Source organism: Streptomyces sp. NPDC055013 (assembly GCF_053608645.1).
The window spans coordinates 77,803-94,006 of sequence record NZ_JBSGVW010000010.1 but is presented as its reverse complement, the minus strand read 5'-3'; the positions used below and the strand labels follow the sequence as shown (position 1 = coordinate 94,006).

Here is a 16,204-nt window from a genome sequence, read left to right as displayed (position 1 = left end):
CCGACCCCGTGGCCGTCACTTGCTGTGACGGCTCCTCATTGTGATCACCACGCGCGGTGACTGCCACCGACTTGACCGTCACTTTGTCGATACGGCCACTTTCGGTCAGGAACCGCCCTTGATCGAGCCGATTTCCTCGCCAGTCGATCGACCGTGTGTCTGAATTGCCCCGATTGTTACTCACTAAATCGTGATCTTTCCCTAAAGGGCCATGGGTTTGGTGCCGAAGACGACTGTGACCTTGAAAGCCGTCCCCGCACCCCAGGAGGCCTGGTGTCCGTTCTCCTCGAGCAGCCCGCAAGCCTGGTCGCCTACCGCCCGAACAAGCCGACCGCCATGGTGGTCGTGGCCGATCCCCGCGTCCGCTCCACCGTCACCCGTCATCTCTGGGCGCTCGGTGTGCGCGACGTCATCGAGGCCTCGTCCATCGCGGAGGCTCGTCCCCGCATCGGCAACCCCCGCGACATCTGTGTCGCCGACGTCCACCTGCCCGACGGATCCGGCCTCACCCTCCTGTCCGAGACCCGCGCCGCGGGTTGGCCCAACGGCCTCGCCCTCTCCGCCGCCGACGACATCGGCGCCGTTCGCAACGCCCTCGCCGGCGGCGTGAAGGGTTACGTCGTCACCGGCACCCGCACCAACGTCGGGCTCCCCACCCGGCCCGGTGCCGCCCCCATCGGCGCCGCCGCCGCCCGTATGCACCGTCGCCACCCGGGTGCCCCGAGCCACCCGGGCGGCTACCGCGAGCTGTCCGGTCGCGAGGTCGAGGTGCTGCGGCTGGTGGCGGAGGGCCAGTCGAACAAGGCGATCGGCGTCTCGATGGGCCTGTCCGCCCTGACCGTCAAGAGCCACCTCGCCCGCATCGCCCGCAAGCTCGGCACCGGTGACCGCGCCGGAATGGTCGCCGTGGCCCTGCGGACGGGGATCATCCACTGACATCCATGAACACTTGATCATTCACTGACGTGAACGGGATCGGCCGCTGATTCCGCCCGCGTCCCCCATCTGTCGTGGACCGGAACCTTCACGTGGCTGACTGGTTTACGACCCTCAGGCGCCCGCCGACGGAACGTTCCGTCGGCGGGCGCTGTCCATACACAGATACCCTTGACATGTGACCGACGCCCAAGAGACCGCAGCAGACAGTTCACTGCGAACCACCGGAGGCGCCCCTCCGGAAGACAACGGGTCTTCTGTTACGGAGGCGCCGATCCCCTTGCTGGAGCCCCGTGAGGGCATTCCGCCCGTGATCGCCGACGAGGTCGCGCTCGCCGAAGTGATCGCCGCCTTCGCCGCCGGCTCCGGCCCCGTGGCCGTCGACGCCGAACGCGCGTCCGGCTACAGATACGGCCAGCGTGCGTATCTCGTGCAGCTGCGCCGCGCGGGCGCCGGGTCCGCGCTGATCGACCCCGTGGCCTGTCCCGATCTGTCGGGACTCGGCGAGGTGCTGTCCGGCGTCGAGTGGGACCTGCACGCGGCCACCCAGGATCTGCCCTGTCTGCGCGAGATAGGCATGGTGCCGACCCTGCTGTTCGACACCGAGCTGGCCGGGCGGCTCGCCGGGTTCCCCAGAGTCGGCCTCGGCGCGATGGTCGAGAGCGTGCTCGGGTTCGTCCTGGAGAAGGGTCACTCGGCCGTCGACTGGTCGACGCGGCCGCTGCCCGAGCCGTGGCTGCGGTACGCGGCGCTGGATGTCGAGCTCCTCGTGGATCTGCGTGACGCGCTGGAGAAGGAGCTGGACCGGCAGGGCAAGCTGGAGTGGGCACGGCAGGAGTTCGAGGCGATCGCGGCCGCGCCGCCCGCGGAGCCGCGCAAGGATCCGTGGCGGCGGACGTCCGGGATGCACAAGGTGCGGCGGCGTCGGCAGCTGGGCGTCGTGCGCGAGCTGTGGCAGACACGGGACCGGATCGCTCAGAAGCGGGACGTGTCGCCGGGCAAGGTGCTGTCGGACGCGGCCATCGTGGAGGCCGCGCTCGCCCTACCGGGCAATGTGCACGCTCTCACCGCGCTGAACGGGTTCGGGCATCGCATGGGGCGGCGGCAGCTGGAGCAGTGGCAGGCCGCCGTCGATCATGCGAAGTCCTTGACCGAGTCTCAGTTGCCGGCGCCGGGGCAGCCGGTGACCGGGCCGCCGCCGCCCCGGGCCTGGGCCGACAAGGACCCCGCTGCCGCGGCTCGGCTCACCGCGGCTCGGGCCGCCGTGTCCGCGCTGGCCGAGCAGCTCAACATGCCGCAGGAGAACCTGATCACCCCGGACACCGTGCGGCGGGTCTGCTGGGAGCCTCCGAAGGTCGTCGACGCCGGGTCGGTTGCGGACGCGCTGGCCGGTTACGGGGCTCGGGCCTGGCAGGTCGAGCAGGTCACGCCGGTGTTGGTCGCTGCTCTGTCCGCCTAGCGGCGCCTCGCCCGAAAGACGATCGGCGTCGGCAGGATCACCAGCACCGCTCCTGCCGAGATCGTTCCCGATGGGCGCCGACGAGCCCTTGAAGCGGCACAGCGACGTCGAGATCACGCCAAGATCCTCCGACGGCATGCGGAGGACCTCCGGGATGTGACCTTCGCCGCTCCCTCCTCCAGGACTGTGCAGCTACGTTACTCATAAGTAGCATGAGTCCTGAGCGCGCGCTCAGCGCTTGCGCAGCGCAGCAGTGCAGATCCCGCACCTCTGGAGGAGAGCCATCGTGCCTCGTACCGTCAGGGATGTCGTCTTCGTCGACGGCGTCCGCACCCCGTTCGGCAAGGCGGGCCCGAAGGGCATCTACCACGAGACCCGCGCCGACGACCTCGTCGTGAAGGCGATCCGGGAGCTGCTGCGCCGCAACCCCGGTCTCGACCCGAAGGGGATCGACGAGGTCGCCATCGCCGCGACCACGCAGATCGGTGACCAGGGCCTCACCATCGGCCGCACGGCCGGCATCCTCGCGGGCCTCCCGCAGTCGGTGCCCGGCTACTCCATCGACCGTATGTGCGCCGGCGCGCTGACCGCCGTCACCTCGGTCGCCGGTTCGGTCGCCTTCGGTGCCTACGACATCGCCATCGCCGGTGGTGTCGAGCACATGGGCCGTCACCCCATGGGCGAGGGCGTGGACCCGAACCCGCGGTTCGTGAGCGAGAAGCTGGTCGACGAGTCCGCCCTCTTCATGGGCATGACCGCCGAGAACCTGCACGACCGGTACCCGACGATCACCAAGCAGCGCGCCGACGAGTACGCCGTGCGCTCGCAGGAGAAGGCCGCCAAGGCGTACGCCAACGGCAAGATCCAGCAGGACCTGGTGCCGATCTCGGTGCGCCGCACCAGCCCGGAGGCCGGTGAGACCGGCTGGGGTCTGGTCACCGCCGACGAGCCGATGCGCCCGGGCACGACGATGGAGAACCTGACCGGTCTGAAGACGCCGTTCCGCGTCCACGGCCGCGTGACCGCGGGCAACGCCGCCGGTCTCAACGACGGTGCCACCGCCTCGCTCATCGCGTCCGAGGACTTCGCCCGCGAGAACAACCTCCCGGTGAAGATGCGCCTGGTCTCCTACTCCTTCGCGGGTGTGGAGCCGGAGGTCATGGGCTACGGCCCGATCCCGGCCACGGAGAAGGCTCTCGCCCAGGCAGGGCTGAGCATCTCCGACATCGGTCTGTTCGAGATCAACGAGGCCTTCGCCGTCCAGGTCCTGGCCTTCCTGGAGCACTACGGCATCGCCGACGACGACGCGCGCGTCAACCAGTACGGCGGCGCCATCGCGTTCGGTCACCCGCTGGCCTCGTCGGGTGTGCGTCTGATGACGCAGCTCGCCCGTCAGTTCGAGGAGCAGCCTGAGGTCCGCTACGGCCTGACCACCATGTGCGTCGGCTTCGGCATGGGCGCGACGGTCATCTGGGAGAACCCGAACTTCGACGGAGGCAGCAAGTGAGCACCGCTGAGCTTTTGAAGGGTGCGGCCGAGCTGTTCCCGGACGAGGTCGTCACCCAGGCGCACGTTCGCCACCTCGACCTGCCGTTCGGCGCCGGACGCTTCGCCCTGATCACGCTGGACAACGGCTTCGACCACACCAAGCCGACCACCTTCGGCCCGCAGTCGCTGGCCAACCTCGACACCGCCATCGACCAGGTCGAGGCGGAGGCCACGGCCGGCGACATCGTCGGCGTCGGCATCACCGGCAAGCCGTTCATCTTCGCCGTCGGCGCCGACCTCAAGGGCGTCGAGCTCCTCAAGGAGCACAAGGACGCGCTCGCCATCGGCAAGGGCGGCCACGAGGTCTTCAAGCGCCTCGCCGGTATCGCGGTCCCGACCTTCGCGTACTACAACGGCGCCGCGATGGGCGGTGGCGTCGAGGTCGGTCTGCACTGCAAGTACCGGACCGTCTCCAAGGCGCTCCCCGCCTTCTCGCTCCCCGAGGTCTTCCTCGGCCTGGTTCCCGGCTGGGGCGGCTGCACGATCCTGCCGAACCTGATCGGCGCCGACAAGGCCGTCTCGGTGATCATCGAGAACAGCCTCAACCAGAACAAGCAGCTCAAGGGCCAGCAGGTCTTCGACCTGGGCATCGCCGACGCCATCTTCGAGGGCGCCGACTTCCTGGAGCAGTCGCTGATCTGGACCGCCGAGGTGCTGAAGGGCGACGTCGAGGTCGAGCGCCCGGTGATCGACCGTGGTGATGCCTGGGACCAGGCCGTCGCCAAGGGCCGTTTCATCGCGGACTCCAAGGTGCACGGGGCCGCTCCGGCCGCCTACCGCGCCCTCGACATCATCGCCGCCGCCAAGAACGGCGACCTGCAGCAGGGCTACGACGCCGAGGACAAGGCGCTCGCCGACCTGATCATGGGTGGCGAACTGCGCGCCGGCATCTACGCCTTCAACCTGGTGCAGAAGCGCGGCAAGCGCCCGGCCGGCGCGCCGGACAAGAACCTGGCCCGCCCGGTCACCAAGGTCGGTGTCGTCGGCGCCGGTCTGATGGCCTCGCAGCTCGCCCTGCTCTTCCTGCGCCGCCTGGAGGTGCCGGTCGTGCTGACCGACATCGACCAGGAGCGCGTCGACAAGGGTGTGGGCTACGTCCACGCCGAGATCGAGAAGCTGCTCGGCAAGGGCCGTATCAACCAGGACAAGGCCAACCGCCTCAAGGCGCTGGTGAGCGGTGTCCTGGACAAGGCCGAGGGCTTCGCGGACGCCGACTTCATCATCGAGGCGGTCTTCGAGGAGATCGGCGTCAAGCAGCAGGTGTTCGCCGAGGTCGAGGCGGTCGCCCCGGCGCACGCGATCTTCGCCACCAACACCTCCTCCCTCTCGGTCTCCGAGATGGCGTCGAAGTTGAAGAACCCCGAGCGGGTCGTCGGCTTCCACTTCTTCAACCCGGTCGCGGTCCTGCCGCTCCTGGAGATCGTCCGCGGCGAGAAGACGGACGACGCCTCCCTGGCCACGGCCTTCGCCGTCGCCAAGAAGCTGAAGAAGACCGCGGTCCTGACGAAGGACGCCCCGGCGTTCGTCGTGAACCGCATCCTCACCCGCTTCATGGGCGAGATCCAGAACGTCATCGACGAGGGCACGCCGGTCGAGGTCGCCGAGAAGGCCATCGAGCCGCTCGGTCTGCCGATGTCGCCGCTGGTGCTGCTGGAGCTGGTCGGTCCCGCGATCGGTCTGCACGTCTCCGAGACCCTCAACCGGTCCTTCCCGGACCGCTTCACGGTCTCCCCGAACCTCGCGGCCGTCGTCAAGGCGGGCAAGCGCGGCTTCTACGTGTACGACAGCGGGAAGCCGGAGCTGGACCCGGAGGTCGCCGCGCTGCTGAAGCAGGGCGACTCCGTCCTCACCGAGGAGCAGGTCCGCGAGCGCGTCCTCGACGCCGTCGCCCAGGAGATCGGGCTCATGCTCGACGAGGGCGTCGTCGCCGAGGCCCAGGACATCGACCTGTGCCTGATCACGGGCGCCGGCTGGCCCTTCCACCTGGGCGGCATCACGCCGTACCTGGACCGCGAGGGTGTCTCCGAGCGCGTGAACGGCAAGAAGTTCCTGGCGCCGGGCGTGGCCAGCGTCCCCGCGTAAACGCCTCGCGCTGAACGCCGGTGCCCCGCACGCCTGCTGGTGTGCGGGGCACCGGCGTCTCAGTCGGCGGCCGGGCGGCGGTCCTCGACATGGGCAACCCGCAGGTCCGTGCCGTCCTGGTGGCGTTTGGTGCGTCCGTGGATGCCGATGGCCAGATGCGACGGGTCGACGGGCTCGTCGAGGGCGACGTGGGTGACGACGTCCGGGTGATGGCCGGTGACCAGCCAGCCCAGGTCGTCCTTGAGCGTGAGCACATTGAAGTCACCGGCCGGGGAGCCCACGTGCACCGGGCCGAACTCGCCGAGAATCCCCAACGCCTGTCCCGCAAGGTCTCCCGCGGGCTCCTTCAGCACCACGCACGTCCCGTGCTCGAAGAGCACCCACGAGGTCCCCGAGGGCGCCAGGATCCGCCGCCAGACCTCGACCAGGCTTTCTATGTCCATGACGGACATCCTGGCGCAGAGGTCCCCGAACGGGTCTCGAATTACGCGCGCTCAGACCTCCCGCCAGGCCTCCAGCGCCAGCCCGGGCTCCTCCTTGCGTCGGGTGATCATCAGCTGCCCGGTCGAGGGCGACATCGTTGCCGCCACCACCCGCTCGTCCTCGTCCAGCGCCAGCGCCACCCCCGCGTCCGCCGCGAGCTGCGGTCCCGACTCCGTCCACCACGCCCCCGCCGACTCCTGTTCCGTCGGATACGCGGCGAAGGCGACGCGCCCGCTCGCCGAGCGCTGGGCGAGCAACGTGCAGTCGTGGCCGTCGAGTTCGCAGCGGATCACGGAGACCGGGCCGGGACCGGCGGACGCCAGCAAGGTGACCGGCTTGGTGCCGGGGCGCCAGGCGCACAGGTCGCCGGAGTCGTCCGCGTAGAAGAGCGTGGTGTGCTCGGCGGAGGTCGCGAGGGCACGGAGCGTGCCCGGGCGTACCGGGGTCTCCATCGCCTCCTCCAGGACCGGGACGGCGCCCGGACTCTCCTGCCGCCAGTGCAGGATGGCCCCGGGGACGGCCGCGTACAGCTCGACGAGCCCGGACTCCCCCGTCACGGCGGCCAGCCGCTCGTCGACCTCGCGCCCCTTGAGGTCACGCCACGGGCCCCAGCCGCCCACCGCCTTCTGGCCGAGCATGCTCACCCCGCCCGCCTTGTTGCGGACGAAGACATGGCAGCGCCCCTGCGCGTCGACCGTGACGGCGGGCATGCCCGTGCGGTCGCCGGTCCGGTTCGGGTGGCCGATGGGGATCCAGTCCAGCGCGGCGAGGCGTGGGCGGAAGTGCGTGGAGTGCACCAGGCCCGCCTCGCCCGGCTTGGTGGGCCGCCAGGCGGCCAGATGGGCGTAGGAGTCGGCGCCCTGGCCGACCGCGGGGCCGGGGCGCAGCTTCTGCTCGCCGCCGAGCCGACGCGGGGGTCCCCAGGGGCCGCCGGGTCCGAGTTCCGCCCGGCACAGGACGGCGTCGTCGGTCGGCAGATAGACACTGAGGCGGCCGTCGCGGCCGCGGATGAGCCAGTCGCCGTTCACCGGTTCACTCTATTCGGGGGCGTGCGGACGGCGTGCCCCGGCCCCGGGCAAGCTGGATCACAGCAACGTCCGCACGAGAACAGGAAGTCGACGTCATGACCGACAAGCTCACCGTGAGCGTCCTGGGTACCGGAATCATGGGCGCCGCGATGGCCCGCAACCTCGTCAAGGCGGGGCACACCGTCCGCGCCTGGAACCGCACCCGCACCAAGGCCGAGCCCCTGGCCGCCGACGGTGCCCTCGTCACCGACACCCCCGCCGAGGCGGTCCGGGGCGCCGACGTCGTCCTGACCATGCTGTACGACGGTCCCGCGACGCTGGACGTCATGCGGGACGCGGCGCCCGCGCTGCGCTCCGGTGCCGTGTGGGTGCAGTCGACAACCGCCGGCCTCGAGGGGGTCGCCGACCTCGCCGCGTTCGCCCGCGACCACGGCCTGGTCTTCTACGACGCCCCGGTGCTCGGCACCCGCCAGCCGGCCGAGGCCGGGCAGCTCACCGTGCTGGCGGCGGGGCCCGTCAAGGGGCGGGAGACGGTGACGCCGGTGTTCGACGCCGTCGGCGTCCGTACGGTATGGACCGGCGAGGACGGCGGGGCCGGCAGTGCGACGCGGCTGAAGCTGGTCGCCAACAGCTGGGTGCTCGCGGTGACCAACGCGGCCGGTGAGGTGCTGGCCCTGTCCAAGGCCCTCGACGTCGATCCGGAGCGCTTCTTCGAGGTGATCGACGGGGGTCCGCTCGACATGGGGTATCTGCGGGCCAAGACCGGCCTGGTGCTGAACGGGGGGCTGACCCCGGCTCAGTTCGCGGTGGCCACGGCGGCGAAGGACGCGCGGCTCATCGTGGCGGCGGGCGAGCGGCACGGCGTACGCCTGGATGTGGCCGCGGCGAGCGCGGAGCGGTTCGAGCGGGCCGATGAGCAGGGGCATGGGGACGAGGACATGGCGGCGGCCTACTTCGCCAGTTTCGAGGAGGACAGGGCCTCGGAGTGAGCCGTGCGAGGCTTGCCCCATGACTGACGACGTCCCCCCGACCGAAGACGTCCCGCTGCCCGACGAGGTACCCCTGCTCGTGATCGTCGACGCCGCGAACGTCGTCGGGTCGGTGCCCGACGGGTGGTGGCGGGATCGGCGGGGGGCCGCGGAGCGGCTGCGCGACCGGCTGGCGGCGGACGGGGTGCCGGGGCGTGCGGGGCCCGTGGAGATCGTGCTCGTGGTCGAGGGGGCCGCCCGGGGCGTGCAGAGCGCGCCGGGGGTGCGGGTGGAGTCCGCTGCGGGGAGCGGCGACGACCACATGGTCGAGCTGGTCGCGCGGGCGGACGGCCGGCCCTGCCTGGTGGTGACCGCGGATCGGGAACTGCGGCGGCGGGTGTCCGAGTTGGGGGCGGACGTGGCGGGGCCGCGCACGGTCCGGCCGTAGCCGGCTGCCGTACGCGGCCCCTGCAGTCGTCGGTTCCGCCTAGGCGGTGTCCCCGTGCTGCCCCTTCTCCACTTCGGCCGCGGTCGTCTCCTCGTGGCGTCCGAGGCGGCTGTGGGAACGGCCGTAGAGGAAGTACACGACGGCGCCGATGGCCATCCAGATGGCGAACCGTACCCATGTCTCGGCCGGCAGGTTGATCATCAGCCACAGCGAGGCGCACACCGACAGGATCGGGAGGACCGGCACCCACGGGGTGCGGAAGGCCCGGTGCAGGTCGGGGCGGGTCTTGCGGAGGATGATCACGCCGATGGCCACGACCACGAAGGCGAACAGCGTGCCGATGTTCACCAGCGCGGCGAGTTCGGTCAGCGGGGTGAAGCCGGCCAGGACCGCGATGATCACGCCGAGCAGGATCGTCGGCCGGTGCGGGGTCTTGAACCGGGGATGGACGTGCGAGAAGAAGCGGGGCAGCAGTCCGTCCCGGCTCATCGCGAAGAAGACACGGGTCTGGCCGAGGAGCAGGATCATGCAGACCGTCGTCAGGCCGACCGCGGCGCCGAAACTGATGAAGCCCGCGAACCAGGGATGCCCGGTGTCCTTGAACGCGTCGGCGAGCGGGGCGTCCACGGACAGCCGGCTGTAGTGCTGCATGCCCGTGACGACGATCGACACCAGGACGTACAGCGTGGTGCAGATCAGGAGTGAGCCGAGGATGCCGCGCGGCATGTCGCGCTGCGGGTTCTTGGTCTCCTCGGCCGCCGTGGCCACGACGTCGAAGCCGATGAAGGCGAAGAACACGACGGACGCGGCGGTGAAGATGCCCATCACGCCGAAGTTGGAAGGGGCCCAGCCGAACATGAGCTGGATCAGCGGGGCGTCGAGATTGCTGGCGGCTTCCACCGTCTGGGCCTTGGGGATGAACGGGTCGTAGTTGTCGGCGTCGATGAGGAACGCACCGGCGATGATCACGGTCAGGACGACGGCCACCTTGATGGCGACGACCAGGGACGTGATCCGCGCGGACAGCTTCATGCCGAGGACGAGGATGAAGGTGAGGACGAGGACGAGCGCGGCGGCGAGGATGTCGAAGCCGAAGGCGTCGGCGCCCTCCCGGCTGCCGAGGACGTCGGGCATCGTCCAGCCCGCGTTGTCCATGAGCGACTGGATGTAGCCGGACCAGCCGACGGCCACCACCGCCGTCCCGAGCGCGAACTCCAGGACCAGGTCCCAGCCGATGATCCAGGCGGGCAGTTCACCGAGGGAGGCGTACGAGAACGTGTACGCCGACCCGGCGACCGGGAGCGTGGATGCGAACTCGGCATAGCAGAGCGCGGCCAGCGCGCAGGCGACGCCGGACACGACGAACGCCAGGGCCACCGCGGGCCCGGCGTTGTCCTTGGCGACGGTGCCGGTGAGGACGAAGATGCCGGTGCCGATGATGACACCGACACCGAAAACGGTCAGATCCAGCGCGGACAAGGACTTCTTGAGCGCGTGCTCTGGCTCCTCGGTATCGAGGATGGACTGCTCTACTCTCTTCGTCCGGAAGAGTGTGCTGCTCACGGTCGTACCTCCCACACTTGTCGTCCTCGACATGATCGAGAGGGGGTGTGGTACGCCTGCCCCGGCGCGGGCGGATTCACACAGATGGGCCGGTTCCGCCACCGGCACGGGTGGCGGAACCGGCCCATCCGGCCGTACCGGTGTGGTCAGTCCCGGGCGGGTTCCACCGAGTCGACGTCGGCCGTCGTCCGGTCGAAGCGGCCGTCCAGCTTGGAGACCAGGCCGGTGACCTGGCGGGCGATGTCGGGCGCGGTGAGGCCGATCTCGGTCAGGACCTCGGCGCGGGACGCGTGGTCGAGGAAGCGCGGCGGGATGCCGAAGTCACGCAGCGGGACGTCGACGCCCGCGTCGCGCAGGGCCTGCGCGACGGCCGAGCCGACGCCGCCGACGCGGGAGTTGTCCTCGACGGTGACGACCACGCGGTGCCGCTCGGCGAGCGGGGCCATGGCCTCGTCGACGGGCTTGACCCAGCGCGGGTCGACCACGGTGGTGGAGATGCCCTGCTTGTCGAGCAGGCCGGCGATCTCCAGGCACATCGGCGCGAGGGCGCCGACGGAGACGAGCAGCACGTCCGGGGTGTCGGTGCCGGGCTCGCGCAGCACGTCCATGCCGCCCACGCGCCCCACGGCGGGAACGGCGGGGCCGACGGCGCCCTTGGAGAAGCGGACCACGGTCGGCGCGTCCTTGACCTGGACGGCCTCGCGCAGCTGCGCGCGCACCTGGTCGGCGTCGCGCGGGGCGGCGAGCCGCAGCCCGGGCACGACCTGAAGCATCGACATGTCCCACATGCCGTTGTGGGAGGCGCCGTCGGTGCCGGTCACGCCGGCCCGGTCGAGCACGAAGGTGACCCCGCACTTGTGCAGCGCGACGTCCATCAGGACCTGGTCGAAGGCGCGGTTGAGGAAGGTGGCGTAAACGGCGAAGACGGGGTGGACGCCGCCCGTCGCCAGGCCCGCCGCGGAGACGGCGCCGTGCTGTTCGGCGATGCCGACGTCGTAGATCCGGTCCGGGAAGGTGTCCGCGAACTTCTTCAGGCCGACGGGCTGCAGCATCGCGGCCGTGATGGCGACGATGTCCTCGCGCTCCTTGCCGAGCTCGACCATCTCGTCGCCGAAGACCGACGTCCAGTCGGCGCCGGATGCCTTCACGGGCAGGCCGGTGTCCGGGTGGATGGGACCGATGCCGTGGAAGCGGTCGGCCTCGTCCTGGAGGGCGGGCTGGTAGCCGCGGCCCTTCTCGGTGAGGCAGTGCACGATGACCGGGCCGCCGAAGCGCTTGGCGCGCGCGAGGGCCGACTCCAGCGCCTCGATGTCGTGTCCGTCGATCGGCCCGACGTACTTCAGCCCGAGGTCCTCGAACATGCCCTGCGGCGCGATGAAGTCCTTGAGGCCCTTCTTGGCCCCGTGCAGGGTCTCGTAGAGGGGCCTGCCGACGACCGGGGTGCGGTCGAGGATCTCCTTGGTGCGGGTCAGGAAGCGCTCGTAGCCGTCGGTCGTGCGCAGGGTCGCCAGGTGGTTGGCGAGGCCGCCGATGGTGGGCGCGTACGACCGCTCGTTGTCGTTGACGACGATGACGAGGGGACGGTCCTTGGCCTCGGCGATGTTGTTCAGCGCCTCCCAGGCCATACCGCCGGTCAGCGCGCCGTCACCGATGACGGCGACGACGTGGTCGTCGCGTTTGCGCAGCTGGTTGGCTTTGGCGAGGCCGTCGGCCCAGCCGAGGACCGTGGACGCGTGGCTGTTCTCGATGACGTCGTGCTCGGACTCGGCCTGCGAGGGGTAGCCGGACAGGCCGCCCTTCATCTTCAGCCGGCTGAAGTCCTGACGGCCGGTGAGCAGCTTGTGGACGTAGGACTGGTGGCCGGTGTCCCAGAGCACCTTGTCCTTGGGCGAGTCGAAGACCCGGTGCAGGGCGATGGTCAGCTCCACCACACCGAGGTTGGGGCCGAGGTGGCCGCCGGTCTTGGAAACCGCCTCGACGAGGAAGGTCCGGATCTCCTCGGCCAGCTGGTCCAGCTGCTCAGGGCTGAGCCGGTCCAGATCGCGCGGTCCCGTGATGCGGGTCAGCAGCGGCACCCGTGCCTCCTTGCAGTAGAGCTGTTGCCGGGCTTGTCGAGTCTAATGTTCCGCTCAGGCGGAAGGTTCCCGGCCCACCCGTCGTGGGTCATGCGATCGGCTGTACCCAATTTGTGCCGTTCCTACGACATGACTGTGCCCGGCACCGCCATTGGTGCCGGGCACAGGACCTGTGCGCGGGGTGCTACGCGCGACCCGCGGTCTTCTGCGTCTTACGGGTGATCGAGTCGATCACGACCGTCGTGAGCAGAACACCGGCGGTGATCATGTACTTCACCGGCTCGGCGATGGACTCCAGCTGCAGGCCGTACTGGATCGAGACGATCACCAGCACACCGAGCAGCGCGTTCCAGGTGCGGCCACGTCCACCGAACAGGGACGTACCACCGATGACGGCCGCCGCGATGGCGTTCATCAGCAGGTCACCTGTACCGGCGCTCTGGTTGGCGGAGGCGATCTTCGAGGCCAGGAACAGACCACCGATCGCGGCGAAGCCGCCCGAGATCGCGAACACGGTGATCCGCACCATGGTGACGTTGATGCCCGCACGACGCGAGGCCTCGACGCTGCCACCGAGCGCGAAGACCTTCCGGCCGTACGAGGTACGCCGCAGCAGGAAGTCCGTGCCCACCAGGAACACCAGGAAGATCACCGTGGCCAGCGGCAGGCCCTTGTACTGGTTGTACATGACCGCCGCGGCGAAGGAGACGACGCCCAGCAGTACCGTCCGCATGATCGTGTCGCTCATCGGGCGGAACGGGATGCCCGCGGCCTGACGGCGGCGGTTGCCCAGGAACGAGGTGATGAAGAACACCGCGGTCACCACGGCCGCCAGGCCGTACGCGGCCGCCACGTCCGTGAAGAAGTACGTCGTCAGCTTGCCGATCAGACCGTCGCTGTCGAGGTTGATCGTGCCGTTCTCGCCCAGTGTCTGGAGCATGAAGCCGAGCCAGAACAGCAGACCCGCCAGCGTGACGGCGAACGCCGGGGCGCCCAGCACCGCGAAGAAGAAACCGTGCGCCGCGCCGATGACGGCACCCGCCGCGACGGCGAAGAGCACGGCCGCCCACTCGGGCCAGCCCTGGTTGACCGCGAGGACGGCCGCGAGGGCGCTGGACGCGCCGCTGACCGAGCCGACGGACAGGTCGATCTCGCCGAGCAGCAGCACGAAGACGATGCCGACGGAGATCATGCCGGTGCCGACCATCGTGACGGTGATGTCGCTGATGTTCTGAGCCGACAGGAAGGCCGAGTTGAGGCTCTGGAAGATCACGCAGATGGCGACCAGGCCGAGGATGACCGGCAGGGAGCCCAGCTCACCGGCCTTCAGCTTGCGCCGGAACTCGGTGAGGTAGCCGGCCAGACCCTGCTCCTGCACCAGCAGGCGGGGGTCGACGGCGGTCACCGCGGCCGCGGCGGCCTCGGTGTTGAGGACCTCGTGGTCCTGCGGCGTCGTGGAGGTCTTGTCGATGCTCACTTGGAAGCCTCCCCGTTCGTGCGCGCCGCACGGCGGGTCACGGCGTTCTCGGTGGCGCCGGTGATGGCGGAGATGATCTCCTCCTGCGAGGTCGTCTTGACCTCGAAGACGCCGTTGTTGCGGCCGAGCCGCAGCACGGCGACCTTGTCCGCGACGGCCTTGACGTCGGCCATGTTGTGGCTGATGAGGATCACGGCGTGCCCGCGCTCGCGCAGCCGCTCGACCAGGTCGAGGACCTGGGCGGTCTGCTCGACGCCGAGGGCGGCGGTGGGCTCGTCGAGGATGACCAGCTTGGGCTCGCCGAGCATGGAGCGGGCGATGGCCACGGTCTGGCGCTGACCGCCGGAGAGCGAGGCGATCGGGATACGCACGCTGGGGATGCGGATCGACAGCGTCTGGAGCAGCTCGAGCGAGCGGCGCTCCATCTCGACCTCGTCGAGGACACCGCGCTTCTTCAGCTCGCGGCCCAGGAAGAGGTTGCCGACGACGTCGATGTTGTCGCACAGCGCGAGGTCCTGGTAGACCGTCGCGATGCCCAGGCTCTGGGCGTCGTGCGGCCGGTTGATCGAGACGGCCTTGCCGTCCCACTCGATGACGCCCTCATCGATGGGGTGCACGCCGGCGATCGTCTTGACCAGCGTGGACTTTCCGGCGCCGTTGTCGCCCACCAGGGCGACCACTTCACCGGCGTGGACCTCAAGCTCTACGTCGGTGAGCGCCTGAACGGCACCGAACCGCTTGGAGACCCCGCGCAACGCCAGCACGGGCGTAGCGGACACGTGAACCATCTCCTTCGCCGCCTGACCCGGCGGAAGGGTTGTACAGAGAAGAGTTTTTTGGGGGGGGTTCCGTCCGGCGCCCCGCGCCGAGCTTGCGGGGCTGACGTATGCGCGGGGCGCCGGAGGAGTCTGGAGCAGTCATGTCCCGTGCGGGAATTCAAGGACGAATTCCCGCACCTGGAAAGGGACCTGAGGCTGCTTACTTGATGCCGAGCTTGTCGCAGGCGGCCTTGTACTTGCCGGTGCAGATCTCGGCGGCGGTGTAGACGCCGTCCTTGATGACGGTGTCGTTGATGTTCTCCTTCGTCAGCGAGGTGACGGGCACGAGCACGGACGGGATGCCCTTCTCGCTGCCGCTGTCGACCTTGTCCTTGGCGATGGAGTCGAGCGACTTGCCCTGGGCGAGCGCAACGGCCATCTCGGCCGCGGCGTTGGCCTCGGGGGCGTACGGCTTGTAGACGCTCATGTACTGCTCGTCGACGACGATGCGCTGCACGGCTGCCAGCTCGGCGTCCTGACCGGTGACCGGGACGTTGATGCCCGCGGCCTTGAGCGCGGTGATGATACCGCCGGCCATGCCGTCGTTGGCGGAGTAGACGCCGGCGATGTTGTTCTTGCCGACCGCCGAGATCGCCGCCTCCATCTCGGAGTTGGCGTTCTCCGGCTTCCACTCCTTGGTGTCGTACTCCTTGGCGATGGTGACCTTGCCGTCGAGCGCGGAGTGGGCGCCTTCCTTGAACTGCGCGGCGTTCGGGTCGGTGACCGAGCCGTTGATCATGACGACCTTGGAGTCCTTGGTCGCCTTGTCACCCAGCGCCTTCAGCAGGGCCTCGCCCTGGGTCTTGCCGACAGCCACGTTGTCGAACGAGGTGTAGGCGCTGATCGGGCCCTCGGCCAGGCGGTCGTAGGCGACGACCTTGATGCCGGCGTCGACGGCCTTCTGCACGGAGTTCTTGATCGCCTTGGCGTCGACGGCGTCCAGGATGAGGACGTCCACCTTGTTGGTGATCATGGTGTCGACCTGCTGGGCCTGCAGGTTGGCGTCCTGCTTGGCGTTGTTGTAGTCGACGGTGGCCTTGCCGTTCGTCAGCTCCTTGATCTTCTGCTGGATCAGGGGCCGGTCGAACTTCTCGTAGCGCGCGGTCTGGTTCTCCGGGAGCAGGAGACCGACCTTGATGTCGTCGCCCTTGGCGGCGGAGGCGGTGGAGTCGTTGTCGCCGCCGGCTTCCTCGGCGCTGCCACAGGCAGCCAGCGAGATGGCCATCGCACCAGCGGCAATGGCAACGGCGGCACGACGCATACGCGTGTTCACTTCAGAAACCTCCCTGACGAGGCCGCGACATTGCGGCCGAGGTGGC

General features: G+C 69.6%; 13 protein-coding genes. 6 read left to right on the top strand and 7 right to left on the bottom strand.

Annotation, left to right across the window (positions count from 1 at the left end; genetic code table 11):
* The first annotated feature begins 273 nt into the window (after positions 1 to 273).
* The 4 genes from ACWGDB_RS15350 (at position 274) to ACWGDB_RS15335 (ending at position 6,025) form a co-directional block, all read left to right on the top strand.
* Positions 274 to 936 (top strand): response regulator transcription factor, encoded by a 663-nt coding sequence (locus ACWGDB_RS15350; RefSeq protein ID WP_003997051.1) that lies wholly within the window; start codon positions 274 to 276, stop codon positions 934 to 936.
* 178 nt (positions 937 to 1,114) lie between these two features.
* A complete protein-coding gene (locus tag ACWGDB_RS15345) occupies positions 1,115 to 2,395 on the top strand; it encodes an HRDC domain-containing protein (protein WP_453822887.1) in 1,281 nt (426 codons plus the stop codon).
* A 286-nt stretch (positions 2,396 to 2,681) separates the two neighbouring features.
* Positions 2,682 to 3,902, top strand: a complete 1,221-nt coding sequence (locus ACWGDB_RS15340; RefSeq protein ID WP_453822886.1) for a thiolase family protein — start codon at positions 2,682 to 2,684, stop codon at positions 3,900 to 3,902.
* Complete coding sequence (locus ACWGDB_RS15335) at positions 3,899 to 6,025, top strand: 3-hydroxyacyl-CoA dehydrogenase NAD-binding domain-containing protein (protein WP_453822885.1); 2,127 nt, start codon at positions 3,899 to 3,901, stop codon at positions 6,023 to 6,025. Before ACWGDB_RS15340 ends, ACWGDB_RS15335 begins: the two co-directional genes overlap by 4 nt.
* A 59-nt stretch (positions 6,026 to 6,084) precedes the next feature.
* On the opposite strand, the gene ACWGDB_RS15330 is transcribed toward ACWGDB_RS15335, so the two are convergent.
* Both ACWGDB_RS15330 and ACWGDB_RS15325 read right to left on the bottom strand, forming a co-directional pair.
* Positions 6,085 to 6,468 carry a hypothetical protein gene (locus ACWGDB_RS15330; RefSeq protein ID WP_453822884.1) on the bottom strand — a complete coding sequence of 128 codons (384 nt, stop codon included), beginning with the start codon at positions 6,466 to 6,468 and terminating at the stop codon, positions 6,085 to 6,087.
* 51 nt (positions 6,469 to 6,519) lie between these two features.
* Positions 6,520 to 7,536 (bottom strand): hypothetical protein, encoded by a 1,017-nt coding sequence (locus ACWGDB_RS15325; RefSeq protein WP_453822883.1) that lies wholly within the window; start codon positions 7,534 to 7,536, stop codon positions 6,520 to 6,522.
* A 95-nt stretch (positions 7,537 to 7,631) separates the two neighbouring features.
* On the opposite strand from ACWGDB_RS15325, the gene ACWGDB_RS15320 reads away from it, so the two are divergent.
* On the top strand, positions 7,632 to 8,525 hold the full coding sequence (locus tag ACWGDB_RS15320) for an NAD(P)-dependent oxidoreductase (protein WP_453822882.1): 894 nt from the start codon (positions 7,632 to 7,634) through the stop codon (positions 8,523 to 8,525).
* Between the two features lie 19 nt (positions 8,526 to 8,544).
* Entirely contained in the window at positions 8,545 to 8,952 is a 408-nt protein-coding gene (locus ACWGDB_RS15315; protein WP_453822881.1) for an NTP pyrophosphohydrolase, read from the top strand.
* A gap of 39 nt (positions 8,953 to 8,991) precedes the next feature.
* Here the strand turns inward: ACWGDB_RS15315 and ACWGDB_RS15310 are convergent, their stop codons facing one another.
* From ACWGDB_RS15310 to ACWGDB_RS15290, 5 genes are all read right to left on the bottom strand, one after another.
* Complete coding sequence (locus ACWGDB_RS15310; protein WP_453822880.1) at positions 8,992 to 10,515, bottom strand: amino acid permease; 1,524 nt, start codon at positions 10,513 to 10,515, stop codon at positions 8,992 to 8,994.
* A 146-nt stretch (positions 10,516 to 10,661) separates the two neighbouring features.
* The gene (gene dxs, locus ACWGDB_RS15305) at positions 10,662 to 12,590 is read right to left on the bottom strand and encodes a 1-deoxy-D-xylulose-5-phosphate synthase (protein ID WP_453822879.1); all 1,929 of its coding nucleotides are present in this window, start codon (positions 12,588 to 12,590) and stop codon (positions 10,662 to 10,664) included.
* Between the two features lie 184 nt (positions 12,591 to 12,774).
* Complete coding sequence (locus tag ACWGDB_RS15300; RefSeq protein ID WP_453822878.1) at positions 12,775 to 14,067, bottom strand: sugar ABC transporter permease; 1,293 nt, start codon at positions 14,065 to 14,067, stop codon at positions 12,775 to 12,777.
* Positions 14,064 to 14,855 carry an ATP-binding cassette domain-containing protein gene (locus tag ACWGDB_RS15295; RefSeq protein WP_453822877.1) on the bottom strand — a complete coding sequence of 264 codons (792 nt, stop codon included), beginning with the start codon at positions 14,853 to 14,855 and terminating at the stop codon, positions 14,064 to 14,066. Before ACWGDB_RS15295 ends, ACWGDB_RS15300 begins: the two co-directional genes overlap by 4 nt.
* A gap of 190 nt (positions 14,856 to 15,045) precedes the next feature.
* The gene (locus ACWGDB_RS15290) at positions 15,046 to 16,146 is read right to left on the bottom strand and encodes a substrate-binding domain-containing protein (protein ID WP_453823024.1); all 1,101 of its coding nucleotides are present in this window, start codon (positions 16,144 to 16,146) and stop codon (positions 15,046 to 15,048) included.
* Positions 16,147 to 16,204 lie beyond the last annotated feature (58 nt).

Coding starts and splice junctions, on each gene's coding strand:
- ACWGDB_RS15330 (WP_453822884.1), bottom strand. CDS start 6,468: ATGGACATAGAAAGCCTGGTCGAGGTCTGGCGGCGGATCCTGGCGCCC.
- ACWGDB_RS15320 (WP_453822882.1), top strand. CDS start 7,632: ATGACCGACAAGCTCACCGTGAGCGTCCTGGGTACCGGAATCATGGGC.
- ACWGDB_RS15315 (WP_453822881.1), top strand. CDS start 8,545: ATGACTGACGACGTCCCCCCGACCGAAGACGTCCCGCTGCCCGACGAG.
- ACWGDB_RS15295 (WP_453822877.1), bottom strand. CDS start 14,855: ATGGTTCACGTGTCCGCTACGCCCGTGCTGGCGTTGCGCGGGGTCTCC.
- ACWGDB_RS15290 (WP_453823024.1), bottom strand. CDS start 16,146: ATGCGTCGTGCCGCCGTTGCCATTGCCGCTGGTGCGATGGCCATCTCG.